This is a genomic window from Spongiactinospora rosea (assembly GCF_003315795.1).
Taxonomy (GTDB): Bacteria; Actinomycetota; Actinomycetes; order Streptosporangiales; family Streptosporangiaceae; genus Spongiactinospora; species Spongiactinospora rosea.
Genome location: NZ_QMEY01000002.1, coordinates 561,844 through 582,824, shown reverse-complemented (window position 1 = coordinate 582,824; position 20,981 = coordinate 561,844). Strand labels below are relative to the sequence as shown.

Here is a 20,981-nt window from a genome sequence, read left to right as displayed (position 1 = left end):
CACACGTCCGGCTGCGCGGGGGCTAGGCGGATTCTTCGGGGGTGCGGCGGTTGCGGGTGATGGCGATGCCCGCGGTGAGGCCGGCGGCCAGCAGGGCGCCCGCGAGGATGGCCGGGGCGGGCGAGGGGGTGTCGGGGGTGGTGGAGAAGCCGCCGAGCTTGCCTTCCTGCTGGTAGGCCGAGCCCGCCTGCTTGTCGGCGTACCGGCCGTGGACGAGGGCCTGGTACTCGGCGAGGGACAGGCCCGCCGCGCCGACCGAGGCGGTGGCCTCCGGGTTGAGCGGGGTCACCCGGTCGCCGGCGAGGCGGTACCAGGCGTGGATCTGGGGCTCGGTGAAGACCTGGCCGGTTCCGGCCTGGGCCGGATAGGTCGCGTCGTACGGGCTGGAGACGATGTTGACGATCTCCCAGGCCCCCCGGGCGTTCTTCTCCAGCCACAGCGACGCCTGCTGCCCGGTGGCCGATCGCGCGCCCGTCGCCAGGTAGGCGAAGCTCGCGACCGGAGCGTTCGCGTCGCCGCGCACGAACTCGGGGCTCAGTGAGTACACCGGGTGGACCGAGCCGGTGAGCTGCGGAGCCTTGGCCGCCGCCGCGGACTCGCTCACCTCACCGCTGGTGAACCTGCCCGCCTGGTGCCGGTCCAGGCGGACGAAGAAGCGCGCGAGCCGGTCGTACGTCGCCGGCTGCGCCACCGAGGCACCGGCCGCGGAGATGTCGGCGGCCGAGGGGGCGCCGGGCGGCGGCGCCGCCGCCATCGCGGTACCGCAGGACAGTACGGTCAGGGCGGCCGCGAGCAGGCACCCGCCCAGGAACGATCGCTTCACCGCACGCCTCCGATCTGCGAGAGCGCTTCGGCCCAGCGGAACTGGCGGTTGCTGCGGTACTGGCTGTAGCTCATCTCGCTGTACGTCGGGCTGGAGGGCCACGGGTCGCCGTACGAGACGGACTGGGAGGCGTCGTCGTAGCCGTAGATCACCTGGGAGTGACCACCGCCCGCAGTCCAGTAGATCCCGGTCTGGACGGGCTTGCGCGCGTCGATCTGCGACTTGAGCGACGCGTACGCCAGCGGGCTGCCCACCACGCCCGGCGAGAGGCCGAGCGCCTGGAACCCGCGCTGCACCCACTGGAGGTAGCCCGCCTGGTTGGGGCAGCGGCCGGTCTGCGGACGCCCGCGGGAGATGTTGCAGAAGCCGTTCTGGTCGATGTTGCCCTTGCCGAGGAACTTCGCGATCGTCAGGCCGCTCGCCGCCCAGCACCACTGGTTCTGCTGCTGCTTCTCCTGCTGGATGTTCAGGTCTCCGGCCCAGGCGGCCCCGGGGGCCACGGTGGCGACGGCCACGCCGACGGCCACCGCGGCGAGCCCGGACACCACGCCCCGCGTTAATCGAGCGGCGCGCGCGCCTTCGCCCTGCGGTTTGATTCGCATTCTCCCTGCCTTTCCTCTAGAGCCTCTAGAGCCGCTGGAAGTCCACATCCATAGTCACTTGGGTTGACAAGGGCGGGTAATCCCACTTGCCCATAATGCGAGGCTGGGATGACCGGCGTTCGGAACGCTGAATACCTGAGCATGTTTTCCCGGAGAGAACGCATGGAAATGCCCCGGCCCGACGGCCTGATCGGGCTTTTCGAGGGCATGCCGGAAAGGCCGGACGGCGGAGCGGGACCTTGGCCGTTTATGCCAACGGCGCGGAAATCACCACATTCAGGCGGTGGTGACCGGGAGGGTGAGGGGGCGGAGGACCAGGCCGTCGGTCCAGGGGATGGTTTCGGGCGGGGTGGCCAGGGAGAGGGCGGGGCGGTGGACGGCCAGGGTTTTGACGGCCTCGGTGAGCTCGATCTTGGCCAGGGCCGCGCCGAGGCAGCGGTGGGGGCCGTAGCCGAAGGCCACATGGGGGCGGTGGGTGTGGCCGGCGAATCGGTGGATGTCGAACCTCGACGGGTCCGGGAAGGCGCGAGGGTCGTGGTTGGCCGCGTTCATCAGCGGCAGCACGACCGTCCCCGCGGGCAGGGGGCCGCTCGGGATGTCGGTGTCCTCGGTCATCCGGCGCATGAAGGGGTTGGCGGGCGGCCCGTCATAACGCAGGACCTCCTCCACCGCCGTGTCGGCCAGCTCCGGGTCCGCGACGAGTTCGGCCCACTGGGCGGGGTGCAGGAGCAGCCGCAGGACGCCCCGGGAGATCATCGCCGCCGTCGTCTCGTACCCGGCCGTGATCAGCGAGTACACCGCGTTGACCACTTCGGCCTCGGTCAGCCGGTCGTGCTCGTCGCCGGCCGCGATCAGCATGTCCACCAGGTCATCGCCAGGTGTGCGGCGGTGCTCGGCGACCAGCTCGGCCGCGTACCCGATGAGGTCGGTGTAGCCCTGGTACCGGGCCTGTTCGGTGGCCGTGGACGTGCTGAGGAACATGTCGGTCCACCGGATGAACTGCGTGTGGTGGTCGGTGGGCACGCCCAGCAGGTCGCAGATGACCCGGCCGGGGATCTTCATCGCGTACGCCTGGACCAGTTCGAAGTCCGTGCCTAAGCCGTCCAGCAGGCCCTGCGCGACCGCGGCCACGCGCGGTCGCCACGGCTCGGTGTGCCGCGGGCTGAACGGGCCGGACAGAATGCGGCGGTAGCGGGTGTGCACGGGCGGGTCCTGGTTGATCAGGGAGACCGGGTCGTCGTCCATGGCGGTGCCGCTGACCATCCGGGGCAGCCCCGGCCCGCGCAGGTCGCGGCTGGACGCGGGCGCGCTCAGCACCGCCCGTACGTCGTCGTACCCGACGGCGACCGGGACGCGGTCGCCGCTGGGCATGGTCGCGGGCGCGAGCGGCCCGGCCTCCCGCCTGCGGGCGAACTCCGGTGACGGTGTCCCCACCGGCCCGGGAACGATGTCCGGCCAGGTCACTTTCCGATCAGGTCCGCCGGTCATACCCAGCCCTCCGCGATCCCGGGACGCCCACACCACGTCACCCTGCGTGGAACGTACGCAACGGGGCGAGACCCGTCAACAGGGGCCGAGGTCGTGCCAGACCCAGCGGGCGGTGGCCGGGTTGGCCAGCTTGGTCCACCAGCGGGCCTGGTACACGCGGCCGTCGTGGGAGACGCGCTTGTCCTTGCCGTACAGGGTGTGCGGACGCCAGGCCGGGGCGGTGCAGGCGGGCGGGTAGGGGCCGCCGGTGACCGCGGGGAGGTCGTAGGACCAGCCCGCCTTGCGCCACTGCGGGATCACCTGCTCGTAGGCGGCGATGGTCGGGTCGCGGTCGCCGCCGCCGTCGTGGGAGAGGATGACGGCGGTCGGCTTGAGCTGGGCGTTCAGCCGCTGGATGATGACGTCGCTGGGCGAGCCGTCCCAGTCGGTCGGGTCCACGGCCCAGGCCAGCGCGGTCATGCCGAGGTCGGCGGCGGTCCGCGGGGTGACGCCCCAGGCCCCGTACGGCGCGCGGAAGTACCGGATCGGCAGGTCCGGATCGCCCGCGGCGGCGCGGATCTCGTCGTTGGTGGCGGTCAGGTCGGCCTGGATCCGCTCAGGGGTCCAGGTGGACATGAAGTCGTGGTCGTAGCTGTGGTTGCACAGCGCGTGCCCGTCGGCGGCGATGTCGCGCACGAGGCCCGGGTTGGCCTTGGCCTGGCTGCCGATCAGACAGAACGTCGCGCGCACGCGCAACCGGCGCAGCAGGTCGAGCAGTTTCGGGGTGTAGAGCGCCGAGGGGCCGTCGTCGAAGGTGAGCGCGACGACCTGGCCGCCGGTCCGGGTGGTCCTGACGAGCTCGCCGGTGGGGCCGTCGGCGTACGCGGGCGCGGCCGGGGTCAGTGACAGGGCGGTGGTCACGCATGTCGCGAGTACGCGCAGTCGCATGGCGAGGGCCTTTCGCTGGGGGGAACGAGGCGCTCAGAAATCTGAATAGGAAAGCTTCCTAACTATAAGCGGCCAAGCGATCTCCGGCCAGAGGGCTTCTGGGCCGGGGAACCACCTTGATCGACGGCCGGGTTCGGGAGAGGCTCGCGGGTGAAGGAGGTGGGATCGTGCGGCAGGGAAGCTACCACTATCAGGCGGTCCGGGAACGTGGTCTGGGCCGCCGGTGGCGATTAGCGGTCAAGAAGGAGCGACTGTGCCTGGTGGTCTCCGGCAACGTGTACAACAACGCGCCCGGCACCGAGTACATCTGGATCGTGCCCGCGGCGCCCGGGGGCGGCGGGCTGGCCGTGGAGGCGCTTGAGCACGTCGCCCGGACCGACCTCGACGAGGAGGAACTGAACGAACCCGACCAGGACCACGTCCGCCGCGTCCTGGACTTCGTGCGGTGGGGCATCTTCGGCGACGAGCCCTTCTACGCCGCCCCCGAGCCGGTGCTGTCAGCGCATCGCGCGGCGCTGGAACGACCGGCCCGGTTCGACCAGGGCGACATCGTCCACGACGGTGACGACGCCTACATCGTGATCTCCGGGCGGGCCTTCAACACCGTTCCGGAGACCGGCGTCATCTGGACCATACCGATCGGCCCGGAGAACACGCTCCACCCCGAGCGGGTCTTCGCCTTCGACACCGGCCGCCTCGACACCCCGCGACACTGTATCCCCCAGGAGGACTTGCGTGCCCTGCTGGAGGTGATCCGCCGGATCCTCGATTGACGGTGCTCCTATGGACGCAGGGAGTCGATCACCAGGCCGAGCAGTCGTACGCCCCGGTCCGGCGGGTCACCGGGCTCCGCGGACAGGAACACGCCGAACAGTAGCGAGGTGATGTCGTCGGGATCGACGTCCGCGCGCAACGAACCCGTCCGGGCCCCCTCGGCGAGGATTGCCGCGATGGCGCCGGTGATGCGCTCCCGGGTGGCGGGCGTGGCGATCCGCCCCGAGGCCCAACCGGCCCGCAGTGTGTCGATCATGCTGTGCTTCGTCGCGACGAAGGCCGCGTAACGCTGGATCCACTCGCGTAGCGCGATCTCCGGCGGGAACCGCGCGAGCAGGACGGGCACGGCGGTGGTGACATCGTCGAGTTCGGCGGAGTAGACCGCCTCGACCAGTGCCTCGCGGGTGGGGAAGTGGCGGTAGAGGGTGCCGATCCCCACACCGGCCTCACGGGCGATGCCCTCCAGCGGGACGGCGCCGTCGGCCGCCGCGAAGGCCCGGCGCGCGGCGGCGAGCAGGTTGTCGCGGTTGCGCCGCGCGTCGGCGCGGGCGGGCCGGGCGGCCCTGGGGGGCGCCGGTTCTTCGGAAGTCAAAACGGAGGCACCTCCGGTAGTGCTACAGTCGGCGTTACGGAGGCTCCTCCGTTTTCTCTTTTGCTACGAGAAGGGTAGCCCTCATGCTGGGTACCGGCACCTCGTCCACCGACCTGACCGCCGCCGGCTTACCGCGCGCCGGGGGCGCGTCCACGCTCGCCGGGCGGACCGTCTCACGTATCGGATTCGGGGCGATGCAACTGGAGCGGCTGCAGGGTGATCGCCGCACCGCCCTCGCGCTCGTCCGCCGCGCCGTCGAACTGGGCGTCGATCACATCGACACCGCGGACTTCTACGGCAACGGCTTCGTCAACGAGGTGATCAGGGAGGCGATCCGGCCCGGCGACGGGGTCCTCGTCGTGACCAAGGTCGGCGGCGCGCCGAATCCGGACGGGCCCATCCCGGTCCGCCCCGCGCAGCGGCCCGAGGAACTACGGGCGAGTGTCGAGGACAATCTGCGCGGCCTTGGGCTGGACCGGCTGCCGATCGTGAACCTCCGGCGGCTCGACATGGGGCCGGGGCTGATCGCCGAGGGCGACCAGGCGGTCGGCCTGGACGATCAGCTCGCCGTGCTGACCGCGCTGCGCGACGAGGGCAAGATCGGCGCGATCGGGCTGAGCAACGTGACCTTCAGCATGCTGCGCCGGGCCCTTCCCGCGGGCATCGTGTGCGTGCAGAACGCCTACAACCTGCTGACCCGTGGTGATGACGACATGCTCGTGGCGTGCGTCGCCGAGGGCATCGCCTGGGTTCCGTTCTTCCCGCTCGGCAGCACGTTCGCGGAGCTCCCCAGCGTGGCCGACGAACCGGCGGTCCGGGCGGTGGCGCGCTCCCTCGGCCGCACCCCGGCACAGGTCGGCCTGGCCTGGCTGCTCAGGCGCTCCCCCAACGTGCTGCTCATCCCCGGTACGGCCGACGCGGGCCACCTCGCGGAGAACGTCGCCGCGGCCTCGATCACGTTCGACGCGGACACGCTCGCCATGCTCAACGCCGTCCCGTCCCGGTCGGCCGACGTACCGCTGCGCTGACCGCCCGGCGGGCGGCGGTGCCCGGGATCAGGTGAAGCCGAGGCGGGCCAGGGGCTCGATCAGTTCGCGCTCCTCGTAGGACAGGTGGGACAGCAGCGTGTCGGTGAGCAGATCGACCGCCGATCGCAGGTCGTCCCGGCCGCCGGGGGTGGTCATGTGGGCCACCAGCGCACGGTCGATCTCCTCAAGGACCCCGTGGATCGCGTGGTGTTCCCGCTCAAGCCGATCGACCACGGGCGCGAGCCGTGGGTCGGCGCGGCGCAGGTACGGGAACAGCGCCTGGTCCTCCAGGGTGTGGTGGGCGGCCACGATGCTGCAGTAGGAGGCGCAGTAGGCGCCGAGCCGCCAGGCGTCCTGCCGCATGGTCATCGTGTTGATCTCCGAGCGGGCGGTCGCGGGGTCCGTGGCGCCGGCGATGACCTGCTCCATGAGGGCGCGCACCTGGGCGAGTTCGTGGCGCAGGTGGTCGTGGACGTCGATCAGCTGCCGGCCGCTCGCCTGCTCGTGGGGGGTGTAGTGGCGGTCCGGGTCCGGCGCGGGGCCGGTGGGCCGGGTGGCCTCGTCCCAGACGCGCCGGTCGCTCAGCCGTACGCCGTCGTCAGGGGTCGGCGAGACCGCGAACGGCGTACGCGGCACCTTCCCGGGCATCCGCACACGCTGCTCAGGCCCGCGATCGTTCATCTCACGCGACTCCGGCCGCCACCTGCGCCGCCAGGAACTCGCCGTGCCTGCGGGCGGAGCGGTGCGCCGCCGCCAGCGACTCGGCGGCCAGGCCGCGCAGCGGGGCCAGCGCGGGGTTGACCTCGGCCAGGGTCAGCTCTGCCTCGCTGACCTGGAGGTTAAAGCCGAAGACGTCCTGGAGCATGCGGACCAGCCAGGGGGTGGAGTGGTCCCAGCCCCACCTGGGCGTGCCCGGTCCGTAGCCGCCGCCGCGCGCGGTGACCAGTACGGCGGGCTTGCCGGTGAGAGCCCTTTCCGCGCCGGGGGCGAAGCGGGGGTCGGTGAGCACCAGGTCGGTCCAGGTCTTGAAGTGCTGGGAGGGCCCGAAGTTGTAGAGCGGGACCGCGAACAGGTAGGCGTCGGCCTCGACCAGCTCGTCCGCCAGCTTCGCGGCCAGCGCGCGGGCCTGGTCGGCCTCGTGCAGCGGCGGCGGCGGGGAGCCGACCAGGCTCTGCCAGGCGGAGGCGGGGACCGGGTCGGTACGCAGGTCCCTGCGGGTGAGTGTGCCTTCCGCGTGTGCCTCGCGCCAGACGCCCAGCACCGTGTCGGCCACCTCCCGGGTGACCGACCCCTCCGCGCGGACGCTCGCGTCGATCCTGAACAGGCGCATGCCGGTTCCTCTCGTCATCGCCAAAGTGTGTTGCCGTGTAGATATGTTGTATAGCAGAAGATCGGCGAAACAGAAAATGCTAGGATGAACGCATGGCGGACGAAACTCTGGTCGAAGGGGATCTCGGCTGGATGCTCGGCGCGTCCTTCCGCGGCTACGCCAAGGCGGCGGGCCATGTGCTGAGCGGCATCCCGGGCGGTCCCCGCGGCTACCAGCTCCTCACCGAGGCCACCAGTGACACCCCCGCCAACCAGGGCACGCTCGCGCAGCGGCTGGGCATCGACCGCACCGTCCTGACGTACCTGATCGACGACCTGGAGCAGGCGGGGCTCGTCGAGCGCCGCCCCGACCCGGCCGACCGCCGCCAGCGCCGCATCGTCGCCACCGCCAAGGGCCGCGCCCTGCGCGAAGACCGCCACACCGCGCTGCGCGCGATGGAGGCCTGCCTGCTCGCGGTCCTCGGCGAGGACGCGAGCACCTTCCAGGCCCTGCTGTGCACTCTGGCCCGCCACCTCAACTCCGCCGACCACCACATCGACCTCTGCTCCATCGCCGAAAGCCTCGACGACTCCCCGCGATAGCCGGACCGGGCGCGATTGGAACGTTCCAATCCCGCGCGAAAATGAAAGACGGGGCCCGAGGAGAACCCCGGACCCCGTAGTACTAGACGCTTTGGGGGAGGCCGTGTTTGAGGGCGGTGGTGAGGCGGACGACGCGGTGGGCCTGGTGGCGGGCGGCGGCGCGGGTCTGGTCGCCGATCGGGTTGGTGCCCTTGACGGTGGCGTGGGAGGTGCCGTACGGGTTGCCGTCGGTGAACTTCACCGGGTCGGTGTAGCCGGGGGCGACGATCACGCCGCCGAAGTGGTGGATCGACGTGTACAGCGCCAGCAGGGTGGACTCGTGGCCGCCGTGGTGGGTGGAGGTGGTGACGAAGCCGCTGTAGACCTTGTCCGCCAGCCCGCCGCGCCCCCACAGCCCGCCCAGCCCGTCGATGAACTGCTTGAGCTGCGCCGACACGTTGCCGAACCGGGTCGGGGTGCCGAACAGCACCGCGTCCGCCCACTCGACGTCCTCCGGCGTGGCGGCTCGTTCGGTCATGCCTTCGACCACGCCGAGCAGCCGTACCTCCGCGCCCGCCTTCTCCGCCGCCTCGGCCATCTCTTTGGCGATCTCGGCGCAGTGCCCGGTCGCGGAGTAGTAGATGACGGCCAGCCGTACCGGGGCGCTCATGACACCGCCACCAGGTCGCGGACGTGGCGGGCGTAGGCCGCGGCCAGCCGGCCGCCGGCCTCGGCGGTGCTGATCAGTACCGCCATGTTGGCCTCCGCCGTACGCCCTCCGGTCAGCTCGTCCACCGCCCGCATCAGGTACTTGGTGATCGCGTTGCCGCTCACCCCGTCCCGCCGCGCGGTGACCAGCGCCTGCTCGATGGCCGCCTCCGCCTCGTCCCGGTCGATCGCGTCCTCCTCGCGCGGCGGGGTCGCGATGACCACGCCGCCCGCGCCGCCCAGGGCCCAGTGGTGGTCCACCGTCCGTGCGATGACGTTCTCGTCGTCGATCCGGTGCGGCGAGCGCAGCCCGCTCGACAGGCAGTAGAAGGCCGGAAAGTCGTCCGACCGGTACGTGATCAGCGGCACGCAGTGCGTCTCCAGGAACTCCAGGGTGAGCTTGAGGTCCAGGATGTTCTTGGCCCCCGCGCACACCACGGCCACCTTGGACCGGGTGAACTGCACGAGGTCTGCGGAGATGTCCATCGTGGTCTCCGCGCCGCGGTGCACGCCGCCGATGCCCGCCGAGGAGAAGAACGTGATCCCGGCGAGTTCGGCCGCGACCAGCGACGAGGCGACCGTGGTCGCGCCCGTGCCGCCCCTGGCGAGGATCACCGGCAGGTCCCTGCTGCTGACCTTCGGGATGCCCGGGGTGGACGCGAAGCGGTCGATGTCCCGCTCGCCCATGCCCACGATGATCCGGCCCGCGTCGATGCCGATGGTGGCGGGGACCGCGCCACCGGCGCGTACCGCGTCCTCGACCTTCCGGGCGGTCAGCGCGTTGTCCGGGTAGGGCAGCCCGTGGGTGATGACGTTGGACTCCAGCGCGACGATCGAGTCCCCGGCGGCCAGTGCCGCCGCCACCTCTTCACCGAGGTCGATCGGCAGGGGGGTGTGGGTTGTCACGCGTCACCTCCTTGGTTGATGGTTCTGTTTCATCCGGCGCGCTGGGAAACGCGTTCGCCCGCCGGGACCGGGTCGCTCGTCCGTTTCTTTCTGGGCTGGACCAGCAGGACCGCGAGAATGATGGCCAGCGCCCCGAAGATCTGCACCGGAGTGAGCGCCTGGCCCAGAATGAAGAAGCCCAGCGCGGTGGCCGCCAGCGGGCTCACGAAACCCAGGAACGGCATCACCAGCGCGGGCAGCCGTTCGATTCCGCGAAACCAGATCGAATAGGCGAACAGCGCGCCGACGACGCCCAGATAAGTGAATCCGATGACGTTCTCGCGGGTGAGCGTGGTGGGCAGGTCCTCGGCCAGCAGGGTGACCGGCACGAGCACGACGCCGCCGACCGACAGTTGCCACCCGGTGAACGTGAGCACCCCCATCCCGGGCGGCCGGCCCCACCGCTTGGTGAGGACGATCCCGGCGGCCATGCTGCACGCCCCGGCCAGACCGGCCAGTACGCCCACCGTGTCCAGCGCCGCCTCGGGCTGGAGCACCAGCAGGCCGACGCCCGCCGAGCCCACCGCGCAGGCGATCAGGTGGTGCGCCCGGATGCGGTCCTTCAGCAGCAGCGCGCCCAGGATCAGCACCACCAGCGGCTGGATCGACCCGACCAGGGCGGCCACCCCGCCGGGCAGATGGTAGGCCGCGACGAACAGGAAATAGAAGAAGGCGCCGATGTTCAGCACCCCGACGACGATGGTCCGCAGCCACCAGATGCCGTGCGGCGCCGTCCGGCCGATGGCCAGCAGCAACAGCCCGGCCGGTAACGCGCGCATGGTGGAGGCCAGTAATGGGCGGTCCGGCGGTAACAGCTCGGTGGTGACGATATAGGTGCTTCCCCAGACGGCGGGGGCGAGGGCCGTCACGACCGAGGTGGAGGCGATCCGGTCTTTGAGCATCGCGTCACCTGAAATCCGTGGTGGAGTGGGTGTCGGTACTTTTATGCGCGGCCGTTGATCCCGGAAAACCAGGCCACTCGGGTCACTCAGGCCGCCGTACCGAAATAGCGGTCCCCGAAGTCGCCGATGCCGGGGACCATGAAGGCGTCCTCGTTCAGCCGTTCCTCGATGGAGGAGGTCACGACCCGCACCCGCGGATGGGCGCGGGCCAGCGCCGCCAGGCCCTCCGGGGAGGCCAGCAGGTTGACGAACACGATGTGCTCCTCGCTGACGCCGTGGTCCAGCAGCACCTTGATGGCCGCCCCCGCCGACCCGCCGGTGGCCAGCATCGGTTCGAGCAGCAGTACGTGATGACCGGCGATGCCGGGGGGCAGGTGCGTGTAGTACAGGTGCGGGAGCTTGGTGGTCTTGTCGCGCTGGATGAGGATCTTGCCGATGCGGATGCCGGGGCACATCGCCCGCAGTTCGGGCTCCATGCTCTCCCCGGCCCTGATCACCGGCACCGCGCACACCTCGGCGGCCTGCCGCAGCCCGGCGTACGTCGCGCCGACCGGCGTGGTGACCTCGTGCTTCTCCACCGGGATCAGCTCCATCGCGGCCTCGAGCAGCAGGCGGATGATCCGGTTGGAGTAGTGGACGAAGTCCGCCTGCGCGGCGTGCCGGTCGCGGATGACGGTGTGCATGGCCCGCAGGTGATCGGTCTGCGGGAGCAGGGTCACGTTGCCAGGGACGCTCATGACACCTGTACCTCGGCGTCCACGTACCGGACCACCTCGCCGAACGTGTCGGCGATCAGCTCGGGCCCGGCCGTCGCCAGCAGTTCCCGCCCGTGCACGCCGTACGTCACCGCCACCGACCCGACCCCCGCCGCCCGGGCCATCAGCAGGTCGTGCGTGGTGTCGCCGACCACCAGCGCGTCCTCCGGCGCCACGCCCAGCGCCTCAAGGATGATCACGCTGGACTCGGCGTCCGGCTTGGGCCGCGTCACCTGGTCGGCCCCGACGACCATCTCGAAGTGGTCGCGCAGGCCCGCGCTGGTGAGGATGTCCATGGCGCTGCGGTGGAATTTGCTGGTCGCCACGGTCAGGGTGACGCCGAGCCCGGCCAGGCGGGCCAGGCCGTCCGCCACGCCGGGGAACACCAGCTCCGCCGCCTTCGGCAGGATCGTGCCCCGGAAGTGCGCCTGGTAGCCCGCCACGAAATCGGCGATGGCGGGGTCGGTGAGCGGCACTCCGGTCAGGTCGCCGAATGCGCGTTCGAGGGGCAGGCCGATCGTCCGGCGGATGGCGGCGGCCTCCCGCTCCGGCAGGCCCGCGCCGGTGAACGTCGCGTTGAACGCCGCCACGATCGCGTTCGGCGTGTCGATGAGCGTTCCGTCCAGGTCGAAGATCACGACTTTTGTCATCAGCGGTATCCAGGCGAGGACAGGGTGAGGGCGCGGGGCCGTGCCGTACGGGACAGGTAGTGGGCGAGCATCCGCTCGGCGTCCGCCCGGAGGCCGGTGAAGTGGCCGAACGCCTCGGCGGCCTGGTGGACGAGCATGCCGCCGCCGTTGATCGTGCGGCAGCCCAGCTTCGCGGCCTCGTGCAGCAGCCGCGTCTCGGCGGGGGCGTAGATGAGGTCGGCCACCCACTGGCCGGACCGCAGCAGCCGCGGCGAGAACGGCACGCCGGGGTGCGCGGCCATGCCGATGGGCGTGGCGTTGACCACGCCGTCGGCCCGCGAGATCAGCGCCGCCAGGTCGGAGGTGAGGCCCGCGTGGACGCGCGAGCCGCCGAACCGGCCGTCCATCTTCCTGGCCAGCAGTTCGGCCCGCCGGGGGTCCACGTCGGCCACGGTCAGCCGCTCGACGCCCAGGTTCAGCAGCGCGTACGCGACCGCGGCCCCCGCGCCCCCGGCGCCCACCAGGACGACCTCGCCGAGGCCCGCGCCGGGCAGCCCGTGCGTCAGGCCCCGGGCGAACCCGGCCCAGTCGGTGTTGTGGCCGATCGCCCGCATCCCGCCCGCCCCGCGCACCCCGTCGAAGACGACGGTGTTGACCGCGCCGATGGCGTCGGCCTCGGGGGACAGTTCGTCCAGGTGGTCGAGCACGGCCTGTTTGCAGGGGTGGGTGATGTTGAGGCCGGAGTACCCCATGCGCAGGGCCTCGGCGAGCAGGTCGGGGGTCCGGTCGGGCCCGAGCCCGAGTTCGTCGATGTCGATCAGCCGGTAGACGAGCCGCAGCCCGTGGTGCTCGGCCTCGTGCTCGTGCAGCGCGGGGCTGAGCGAGCCCTGGATGCCCGCTCCGATCAGCCCCGCGAGCACCGAGTGCGTGCCCTCAGCCATCGTGATCACTCCTTGCCGTGAACGTGGACGTCGCGTCGAGTTCGACGAGGTGGTGGGGCGGTTCCCCGATGACCGCGAGCGCCGCGACCGCGGGACCGAGGAACCGCCCGGCGGGCCCGCGCAGCGTCACCATGGACAGGCTTTCCGGGTCCGGGCCCTGTTCCCAGCGGATCACGCGGGGGTCCTCCCTCGGCCCGGACACCTCGATCCTGCGCATGGGCACCCGCAGGCCGTCCCCGGTGGCCTTGAGCAGCGCCTCCTTCCTGGTCCAGTACGTCAGCAGGGCCGCGCGCCGGTCGTCCGGCGGCAGGTCCCGGTAGAAGGTCTCCTCCCCGGGGGCGAGGACCATCCCGGCGACCGCGTCGCCGTCCAGCAGCGCGGCGCCGTCCTCGACGTCCACGCCGATCGGCGTACGCCGGGCGACCGCGCAGACCACCAGCGCGTCGGTGTGCGAAAGGGAGATCTCCAGCCCGGAGCCGCCGGGGATCGCGGGCTTGCCGTGCGGCTTGCCGCAGGTGGCGCACCGCCGGTCCACGGCCACGCGCTCGGGCGGTACGCCCAGGTGGTGGCCCACCGCGGCCCGGATCAGCGCGGTCCCCAGCACGAACCGGTCCCTGGCGGGGGCCCGGCGCATCGCGGCGAGCCGCGCGGCCTCCTCGGCGCTCATCGCGTTCCTGGCGAGGTAGGACGCGGCGAGGTCGGGCCGCACCCGCGTCCACCACACCCACACCTCCCCCTGCGCCGGCAGGCGTCCGGGAGGCGCGGCCCCCGTGGGCACCGGCAACTGGATCTGCGCCATGTGCGTCTCCTATCCGTCGTCGTCCCCGGCGTGGGCGCGGGCGGGCGGGAAGATGCCCGCGCCCACGGTCCGGTGGCGGGGTGGGCCCGTCAGACGGTCACCACGGCCCGGCCGGCGACCGCCACCCGCCCGGTGCCGGCCCGCTCGACCAGTTCGTCCAGCTCGGCGTACCGCTCGCGGAGCTTGCGCTTGAGCACCTTGCCGGTCACGCCGACGGGCAGCGCGTCGATGATCTCCAGCACATTGACGGAGGGGTGCCCCGCGGCCTTGAGCGCGACGTTGGCCGCGTCCAGCACCTGCTGCGGGTCCACGGCGTCGCCCTCGGAGGTCGCCGCGGCCACGGCCACGGTCTCGCCGCCGAGCCGGGCGGCGACCACCGCGACGTCCTTGATCTCGGGGACCTCGGCCAGCAGGGTCTCCTCCATCAGCACCGAGTACCCCGGCCCCTCGGCCGTCTCGATGGTGTCCACGGCCCGGTCCACGTGGTAGAAGTTGTTGTCCGCGTCCCGGTAGACCATGTCGCCGGGGCACCAGTAGCCGCCGAGCCTGCTGCGGTAGGTGGTGTCGGCGTCGTTCCAGTAGCCCGCGGTGATCGCCGGTCCGGCCGCGCCGAGCAGGCCGATCTCGCCGACCTCGCAGGGCGTGCCGTCCTTGCGCAGCACGGCCACCTCCGAGACGCCGACCGGCTTGCCCACGCAGCGGTCGTTGCGCTCCGAGGCCAGGGTGGTGACCTTGAGCAGCACCGCCCAGCCCAGCTCGGTGGTGCCGAGCCGGTCCAGCCAGGCCGCGGGGGCCAGCCCGGGGCCGCGCAGCGAGAGCACCTTGCGGATGTGCTCGTAGTGGACGGCGTCGGCGGTGGTCACCCAGTGGCCGACCGAGTCCAGCGCGCCGGGCTCCAGGCCCAGCCCGGCCAGGTCGCTGCAGGTGTGCCCGAAGCCCATGACCGCGGTGGGCCGGTACGTCCGGATGGCCTCGACCAGTTCCTCGGGGGAGGGGTCGAAGGCCGGGATGATCGGGGTCCCGGCGAAGATCGCGTAGGTGGAGTAGTGGATGTTGCCGAGGTGCGACTGCGGCATCGCGGTGAGCATGACCGCGCCCGGCACGAGCGTCGGGTCCTCGGTGGTGAGCCGGAACTTCGGCCCGGAGACGCTGGAGCGGTGGGTCTGCGTGACCGGCTTGGGCAGGCCAGTGGTACCGGACGAGTGCATGATCGACACCGGGTCGTCCGGGGCGTGCTTCCAGCGCGCCTCCGCGGGCAGCTCGGCGGCCGGGGGCGCGGGCAGCTCCTCGCTGAGCTGCACCCACTGGACGCTGGTCAGGTCGCCCAGCTCGTCGCCCAGCCGGGCCAGGTGCTCGCGGTCGGTGTAGAGGCCGACCGGGGTGGTCTTGGCGATCAGCGAGACCGCGATCTCCCGCGGCGACTTGCTGTTGACCAGCAGCGCGATGGCGCCGATCGAGGCGAGCGCGCAGTAGTGAACGAAGTAGGCGAACGAGTCGCGCATGTAGACGCCGACCCGGTCGCGGGGCTTGACGCCTTTGTTCAGATACCAGACCGCCCAGCTCTGGGCGAGTTCATCCAGTTCCAGCAGGTTGAAATCGGTCTGCTCTGAGCCGTCCGGCATGGTGATCGGGATGGCGGAGCGGATGAACCGCGCCTCCGGGTGCGGGTTGAACGCGATGGCCGAGGCCAGCAGGTTGCCCCCGCCGACATCGGGCTTCGCGGCGAACTCCCGGCGTTGCTCCATGTTCAGCAGCGCCTTCTCTGACAACGTCATGGTCTTACCTTCCAGAAGCGGGATTGACGGACTCCAGCGAGCGGGCGCGTTCACGCAGCGCGGTCCGGTCGAGCTTGCCGACGCCGATGACGGGCAGCGCGTCCAGGACCTCAAGGCGTTCGGGCAGCTTGTGCCCGGCCAGCCCGCACGAGGTCAGGTACCTGCGCACGGCCAGCAGATCGGGCGGCTGCGGGCCGGCGGGCACCACGAAGAGGCAGACGGTCTCGCCGTACACCGGATGCGGGGCGGGCGCCACACCGGCCGCCGCCACCTCCGGCATCTGCCTGACGAACTCCTCCAGTTCCTCGGCGCAGACCTTCTCTCCGCCGCGGTTGATCAGGTTCTTGACCCGGCCGGTGACCTGGACGTTGCCGTCCGGAAGCAGCTTCACCAGGTCGCCGGTGCGGTAGAAGCCGTCGGCGGTGAACGCCTTGGCGGTGGCCTCCGGGTCGCGGTAGTAGCCGGCGATGGTGTACGGCCCGCGGGTCAGCAGTTGGCCCACCTCGCCGGGCGGCACCGGCCGCTCGTCCTCGTCCACGATCGTGATCTCGTCGTGCGGCGTGGCCGGGCGGCCCTGGGTGCCGAGGATGGTCTGGATCGGGTCGTCCAGCCGGGTGAAGTTGGTCAGGCCCTCGCTCATCCCGTACACCTGTTGCAGCGTGCAGGGCAGTACCTTGACCGCCTGCTCGGCCAGGTCCGGGTCCAGCTTGGCCCCGCCGACCTGGAGCACCTTCAGGCTGGACAGGTCGTACCGCTCGCCGCGCAGCACCCCCAGCCACTGCGCGACCAGGCCGGGCACGGCGGCGGTGTGGGTGACCCGCTCGCGCTGGATCAGCTCCAGCGCCCGGCGCGGGTCCTCCGGCCCGGCCAGTACGACGGTGCCGCCGGCCGAGAGCGTGCCGAGGATGCCGGGGTAGGCGAGGGTGAAGGTGTGGGTGCCGGGCAGCACCGCCATGTAGACGGTGCCGGCGTCCACGCCCGCGACCTCCGTGGTGGTGCGCACCACGTAGCCGTAGTCCTCGTGGGTGCGGACCATCACCTTCGGCGGGCCGGTGGTGCCGCTGGACAGCAGCATCAGCGCGGGGTCGGCGGCGTCCGCGCCGGGCGGCGGGACATCCGGCCCGGGTTCGGGGGCGCACAGCCGGACCAGGTCCGACGGCCCCTCGCCCCCGCTGATCAGCACCGTGGCCAGCCTCGGGTGCCGCCCGCGCAGCTCGGCCACCATGGCGGGGTGGTCGGCGCGGCGCTGCCTGGCGGGCACGGCGATGGCGGTGGCCTGGGTGAGTTCCAGGATGCGGTCCAGCTCGTACGCGCGCAGGGACGGCAGCGTCAGCACCGGCGGCGCGCCGAGCCGCATCAGGGCCAGCACCAGCACGACGTACTCGATGGTGTTGGGAAGCTGCACGACCACCGGATCGGGCCCGGACACGCCGAGTTCGCGCAGCCGCCCGGCCGCGCCCTCGACGGCGGTGGCCAGCTCGCCGTAGGTCATCCGGCGGGCCCCGTACACCAGCGCCACCGCGCCCGGACGGGTGGCCGCCTGCCGCAGGATCACCGCGTCCAGCGTCTCGGGACGCCACAGCCCCAGCTCGCGGTAGCGGTCGGCGGCGGGCACCCGCGGGATGTCGAGCCGGGGCCTGTCCCGCGCCTTTCGGACCAGCTCGGCCAGTTCTTCCAGCCGGTAGTCCTTGGCGTCCCACAGGTCCACCCTGACCCCGAACCCGCGGTCCAGCTCCAGTTCCAGCTCGGTGGTCTCCACCGAGCTGAGTTCCAGGTCGGCGCGCAGCCGGGCCTCGGGCGTGATCTCGTCACGCGTCACGCCGAGGCTCTGCAGCACGTCGCGGAGGACGTCAACACTCATGACGGTTCGGCTCCCGCTCAGGGTCACAGCCGGGCCAGCGAGTCCTTGACCGTGGCCACCACCGAGTCCAGGACGTCGGGCGTGTGCGCGGTGCTCAGGAACCACGGCTCCAGCGGGTTGGGGTGGAAGTACAGGCCGGCCCGCTGGCACAGGATCTGGAGCCTGCGGTGGGCGGCGAAGTCGATCAGCGGGACGGCCGCGTCGTAGTCGGACTCGGTCTCCTGCGGCCGGGTCAGCAGCGCCACCGACAGCACCGAACCGGCCCGGGTGATCCGCACCGGACGCCCGGCCTCGGCGAAGACGTCGGCCAGCCGCTGCTCGGCGTACGAGGACAGCACGTCCAGCGTGCCGTACACCGACGGGTCGCCGGTGAGCTTGGTCAGCATCGCCACCACGGCGGACATCGCCGCGTGGTTGCCGGAGAACACCCCGGCGTGGAACGCCTCGTTGCGGGCCAGCGGGGCCATCAGCTCCCGGCTGCCGCCGAACGCCGCGACCGGGAAGCCGCCGCCCAGCACCTTGGACACGATCGTCAGGTCCGGCTGCACGCCGAGCAGGCCCTGCGCGCCGCTCAGGCCGACCCGGAAGCCGGTGATGACCTCGTCGAACACCAGCAGCGCGCCGTGCCTGGCGGCGAGGTCGGCGATCTTCTCCACGAAGCCGGGCAGCGGGTGGACCATGCCGGCGTTGCCGCAGATCGGCTCCAGGATGACGGCCGCGATCTCGGTGCCGTGCGCGGCGAACAGCGCGTCCAGCGCGGCCACGTCGTTCCAGGGGAGCTGGTAGGTGAAGTCCAGCGCGCCGGGGATCATGCCGGGGGCGCCGGGCACCGCGCCGGTCGGGTCGGTGCCGTTGTTGGTGATCGCCGACTTGCGCAGGACGGTCTCGCTCCACCCGTGGTAGTGGCCCTCGAAGGTCACCACGCGGGCGCGGCCGGTCAGGTGGCGGGCCAGGCGCAGCGCCGAGGTGATCGCCTCGGTGCCGGAGTTGGCGAACCTGACCTGCTCGATGGAGGGCACCGTGGCCGCGATCAGCCCGGCGGCCTGGTGGTCCAGCCGGTGGGTGATGCCGGTGATCGCGCCCAGCCGGAGCTGCTGGGCCACCACGCCGAGCACGTCCGGGTCGGCGTAGCCGAACAGGTGCGGGCCGTACCCCATGTTCACGTCGATGAGTTCATTGCCCTCGACGTCCCACACGCGACAGCCCGCCGACCGGTCCAGCACCAGCGGATCGGTGACGCCCATGTTGCGCATGTTGCTGCTGCCGCCGCCGGCGATGACCGCCCTGGTGGCCTCCAGCAGTTGCTCGCTCGTCGCATGCGTGAGGTTGACAGAGGTCTGCGTCATGACTTAAAGCTCCTCATCGGGATGGTGACCTGCACGTGGTCGGGGTCCGGCGGGATGGCTTCGAGGTCGGCCTGGAAGAGCACCAGGTCGCCGCGGCGTTCGGCCTCGGTGAACCGGTTGAACTTGTAGGTGATGAGCATCTGGCGGTTGCGCCCGGTCTGGACGAACTCACCGAGCAGCCGCGCGCCCGCGTCGCGGGCCAGCCGCTTGATGTGGTTGATCAGGATGGTGCCGACACCGCGCGACATCACCCGGCAGGACATCAGCAGCAGCTTGATCGTCCAGTCGGTCTCGGCCTTCTCGATCAGCGCGAGGCCGATCGTGCCGTAGGGCCCGTACCGGTCCTCCAGCGCGGCGGTGAGCAGCAGGTGCCGGTCTGAGTCCAGGAAGGACTCCAGCTCGGCGTAGGAGTAGGTGTAGCCGGTGGTGTTGAGCTGGTTGGTGCGCAGCGTCAGTTCCTCGGCCCGCTGGAGGTCGTCACGCCCGGCCTCCTTGATCGTGAACCGCATGTCCAGGCTGCGCAGGAACGCGTCCTGGGCGCCGTCGAAGTCCGCCTCGGCGGTCTTCCGGTGGTGGTCGGCCTGGTACATCTGCCGCCGCCGCCGCGAGTCGGCGGTGACGAACCGCTGGGTGAACTCCGGCATGCCGGGAATGTCGGCCACCTGGACGGCGTCCAGGGTCAGCACCTCCGGCAGCGCGAACGCGACCTCCTCCCGCTCGAACGGCTGGTCGTCCACGAACGCCAGCGTGTCCACGCCGATGTTGATGTCGGCGGCGATGGCCTTCACCGACGCCGACTTGGGCTGCCAGCCGATCTGCGGGTACAGGAAGTACTCCTCCAGCCCGAACTCGCGCAGCTTGGCCAGCGCCGGCTCCGGCTCGTTGCGGCTGGCGATCGAGTGCAGCACGCCCCGCTCGTCCAGGGCCTTGAGGGTGGCGACGGCGTGCGGGAAGGGGCGCACGTCGTCGCCCTCCAGCAGCACGCCGTCCCACAGGGTGTTGTCCAGGTCCCAGACCAGGCACTTGACCGGCTTGCGGTCGCTCATGATCGCTTCTCCTCGTACGGCACCAGGCGCGCGATCATGGTCTGCTGGATCTGGGTGCTGCCCTCGATGATCTCCATGACCTTCGCGTCTCTGAACAGTCGCTGCGGGGAGCCGTCCGGGTCGCAGCCGTAGGCCCCGTGGATCTGCACGGTGTCCGAGGCCGCCCGGAACGCGCTGGTGGAGGCCCAGTACTTGGCCATCCACACGGCGGCGACCGCGGTGGGCGCGCCGCTCTGGACCAGCTCCCCGGCCTGGAGGCAGAGCAGCCGGGCCGCGGACACGCCGGTCGCCATGTCGGTGATCAGCCGCTGCACGAGCTGGTGGTCGAAGACCGGGCCGCCGAACGCCCGGCGTTCCCTGGCGTGCCCGAGGGACAGCTCCAGGCACGACTGGGCCAGGCCCACCGAGCCCCAGGCCACGCTGTACCTGCCCACGTCCAGGGCCGCCGCGGCGATCGGGGCCAGCCCGAACCCCGGACGGCCGAGCAGCGCCGAACGCGGCACCCGGCACTTGTCGAACCGCAGCTCGGCGAGCATCGAGGCCCGGGTGCCGAGCATGCCGTCGATGGGGGTGACGGTCAGGCCGGGGGTGTCCCGGCCGACCACGAAGGCGCTGTGCCGGCCGTTGTGCCGGGCGAACACCAGGAACACGTCCGCGCCCTGGCCGTAGGTGATCCACCGCTTGGTGCCGGACAGGACGTAGCCGTCCCCGTCGTTCTCGGCGACCGTGGCGATCTGGGCGACGTCGCTGCCCGCCTCGGCCTCGCTGAGCGCGAACGCGCCGACCTGCTCGCCGCTCGCCAGCCTGGGCAGCCAGGCCCGGCGCTGGTCCGGGTTGCCCCACCGGGTGACGGCCTGACTGACCATGCTGTGCACGGTCAGCACGCTGCGCACCGAGGAGCAGCCGAACCCGATCGCCTCGTTGAGCAGCCCGAACTCGGTCATGTCCAGCTCGGTGCCGCCGTACTCGGCGGGGATCAGCGCCCCCAGGTAGCCCGCCGCGCCCATCGCGGCGACCACCTCGCGGGGCACCCGGCCCACCTGGTCCCAGGCGTTGGCGTGCGGCGCGATCTCGTCCTCGGTGAACCGCCGGTGGCTCTGCAGGATCTTGTTCTGTACGTCGGTGAGTGAATGCACACCCGCGCGCATGA

General features: G+C 71.6%; 22 protein-coding genes. 3 read left to right on the top strand and 19 right to left on the bottom strand.

The window, feature by feature from the left end:
- Window positions 1–22: 22 nt before the first annotated feature.
- The 4 genes from DP939_RS07755 to DP939_RS07740 form a co-directional block, all read right to left on the bottom strand.
- Complete coding sequence (locus DP939_RS07755) at window positions 23–823, bottom strand: hypothetical protein (RefSeq protein ID WP_113979906.1); 801 nt, start codon at window positions 821–823, stop codon at window positions 23–25.
- On the bottom strand, window positions 820–1,425 hold the full coding sequence (locus DP939_RS07750) for a papain-like cysteine protease family protein (RefSeq protein ID WP_158578498.1): 606 nt from the start codon (window positions 1,423–1,425) through the stop codon (window positions 820–822). Before DP939_RS07750 ends, DP939_RS07755 begins: the two co-directional genes overlap by 4 nt.
- 276 nt (window positions 1,426–1,701) lie before the next feature.
- The gene (locus DP939_RS07745; protein WP_225878095.1) at window positions 1,702–2,889 is read right to left on the bottom strand and encodes a cytochrome P450; all 1,188 of its coding nucleotides are present in this window, start codon (window positions 2,887–2,889) and stop codon (window positions 1,702–1,704) included.
- A gap of 99 nt (window positions 2,890–2,988) precedes the next feature.
- On the bottom strand, window positions 2,989–3,840 hold the full coding sequence (locus DP939_RS07740) for a polysaccharide deacetylase family protein (protein ID WP_113979903.1): 852 nt from the start codon (window positions 3,838–3,840) through the stop codon (window positions 2,989–2,991).
- Window positions 3,841–4,007: 167 nt separating this feature from the next.
- On the opposite strand from DP939_RS07740, the gene DP939_RS07735 reads away from it, so the two are divergent.
- Complete coding sequence (locus tag DP939_RS07735) at window positions 4,008–4,613, top strand: hypothetical protein (protein ID WP_147267914.1); 606 nt, start codon at window positions 4,008–4,010, stop codon at window positions 4,611–4,613.
- Between the two features lie 8 nt (window positions 4,614–4,621).
- On the opposite strand, the gene DP939_RS07730 is transcribed toward DP939_RS07735, so the two are convergent.
- Entirely contained in the window at window positions 4,622–5,206 is a 585-nt protein-coding gene (locus DP939_RS07730; RefSeq protein ID WP_113979901.1) for a TetR/AcrR family transcriptional regulator, read from the bottom strand.
- Window positions 5,207–5,289: 83 nt separating this feature from the next.
- Here DP939_RS07730 and DP939_RS07725 point away from each other — a divergent pair, with 83 nt between their 5' ends.
- Complete coding sequence (locus DP939_RS07725; protein WP_113979900.1) at window positions 5,290–6,234, top strand: aldo/keto reductase; 945 nt, start codon at window positions 5,290–5,292, stop codon at window positions 6,232–6,234.
- A 27-nt stretch (window positions 6,235–6,261) separates the two neighbouring features.
- Here the strand turns inward: DP939_RS07725 and DP939_RS07720 are convergent, their stop codons facing one another.
- Window positions 6,262–6,882, bottom strand: coding sequence for a hemerythrin domain-containing protein (locus tag DP939_RS07720; protein WP_199565008.1), 621 nt, complete (start codon window positions 6,880–6,882; stop codon window positions 6,262–6,264).
- A gap of 34 nt (window positions 6,883–6,916) precedes the next feature.
- Window positions 6,917–7,582 (bottom strand): FMN-dependent NADH-azoreductase, encoded by a 666-nt coding sequence (locus tag DP939_RS07715; protein WP_199565007.1) that lies wholly within the window; start codon window positions 7,580–7,582, stop codon window positions 6,917–6,919.
- A 74-nt stretch (window positions 7,583–7,656) separates the two neighbouring features.
- Between DP939_RS07715 and DP939_RS07710 the strand changes: the two genes are divergently transcribed.
- A complete protein-coding gene (locus DP939_RS07710; RefSeq protein ID WP_113979897.1) occupies window positions 7,657–8,145 on the top strand; it encodes a MarR family winged helix-turn-helix transcriptional regulator in 489 nt (162 codons plus the stop codon).
- 82 nt (window positions 8,146–8,227) lie between these two features.
- Here the strand turns inward: DP939_RS07710 and DP939_RS07705 are convergent, their stop codons facing one another.
- The 12 genes from DP939_RS07705 to DP939_RS07650 all read right to left on the bottom strand — a co-directional run bounded on the left by DP939_RS07705 (window position 8,228) and on the right by DP939_RS07650 (window position 20,979).
- The gene (locus DP939_RS07705; protein ID WP_113979896.1) at window positions 8,228–8,794 is read right to left on the bottom strand and encodes an NAD(P)H-dependent oxidoreductase; all 567 of its coding nucleotides are present in this window, start codon (window positions 8,792–8,794) and stop codon (window positions 8,228–8,230) included.
- Window positions 8,791–9,738: a pseudouridine-5'-phosphate glycosidase gene (locus DP939_RS07700; RefSeq protein ID WP_113979895.1), complete on the bottom strand. Its 948-nt coding sequence runs from the start codon at window positions 9,736–9,738 to the stop codon at window positions 8,791–8,793. Before DP939_RS07700 ends, DP939_RS07705 begins: the two co-directional genes overlap by 4 nt.
- A gap of 29 nt (window positions 9,739–9,767) precedes the next feature.
- The gene (locus DP939_RS07695) at window positions 9,768–10,679 is read right to left on the bottom strand and encodes an EamA family transporter (protein ID WP_113979894.1); all 912 of its coding nucleotides are present in this window, start codon (window positions 10,677–10,679) and stop codon (window positions 9,768–9,770) included.
- 86 nt (window positions 10,680–10,765) lie between these two features.
- Complete coding sequence (gene upp, locus DP939_RS07690; RefSeq protein WP_199565006.1) at window positions 10,766–11,416, bottom strand: uracil phosphoribosyltransferase; 651 nt, start codon at window positions 11,414–11,416, stop codon at window positions 10,766–10,768.
- Entirely contained in the window at window positions 11,413–12,084 is a 672-nt protein-coding gene (locus tag DP939_RS07685; RefSeq protein WP_113979893.1) for an HAD family hydrolase, read from the bottom strand. The genes upp and DP939_RS07685 overlap by 4 nt, the downstream gene beginning before the upstream one ends.
- On the bottom strand, window positions 12,084–13,004 hold the full coding sequence (locus DP939_RS07680) for a shikimate dehydrogenase (RefSeq protein WP_113979892.1): 921 nt from the start codon (window positions 13,002–13,004) through the stop codon (window positions 12,084–12,086). The genes DP939_RS07685 and DP939_RS07680 overlap by 1 nt, the downstream gene beginning before the upstream one ends.
- Complete coding sequence (locus tag DP939_RS07675; RefSeq protein ID WP_113979891.1) at window positions 12,997–13,803, bottom strand: 4'-phosphopantetheinyl transferase family protein; 807 nt, start codon at window positions 13,801–13,803, stop codon at window positions 12,997–12,999. Before DP939_RS07675 ends, DP939_RS07680 begins: the two co-directional genes overlap by 8 nt.
- Before the next feature lie 89 nt (window positions 13,804–13,892).
- Window positions 13,893–15,578 carry a class I adenylate-forming enzyme family protein gene (locus tag DP939_RS07670; protein ID WP_113979890.1) on the bottom strand — a complete coding sequence of 562 codons (1,686 nt, stop codon included), beginning with the start codon at window positions 15,576–15,578 and terminating at the stop codon, window positions 13,893–13,895.
- A 4-nt stretch (window positions 15,579–15,582) separates the two neighbouring features.
- Window positions 15,583–17,439: an AMP-binding protein gene (locus DP939_RS07665; RefSeq protein ID WP_113980103.1), complete on the bottom strand. Its 1,857-nt coding sequence runs from the start codon at window positions 17,437–17,439 to the stop codon at window positions 15,583–15,585.
- A gap of 23 nt (window positions 17,440–17,462) precedes the next feature.
- The gene (locus DP939_RS07660) at window positions 17,463–18,785 is read right to left on the bottom strand and encodes an aspartate aminotransferase family protein (protein ID WP_113979889.1); all 1,323 of its coding nucleotides are present in this window, start codon (window positions 18,783–18,785) and stop codon (window positions 17,463–17,465) included.
- A complete protein-coding gene (locus DP939_RS07655; protein WP_113979888.1) occupies window positions 18,782–19,831 on the bottom strand; it encodes an HAD-IIIC family phosphatase in 1,050 nt (349 codons plus the stop codon). The genes DP939_RS07660 and DP939_RS07655 overlap by 4 nt, the downstream gene beginning before the upstream one ends.
- Window positions 19,828–20,979: an acyl-CoA dehydrogenase family protein gene (locus DP939_RS07650; RefSeq protein ID WP_113979887.1), complete on the bottom strand. Its 1,152-nt coding sequence runs from the start codon at window positions 20,977–20,979 to the stop codon at window positions 19,828–19,830. Before DP939_RS07650 ends, DP939_RS07655 begins: the two co-directional genes overlap by 4 nt.
- Window positions 20,980–20,981 lie beyond the last annotated feature (2 nt).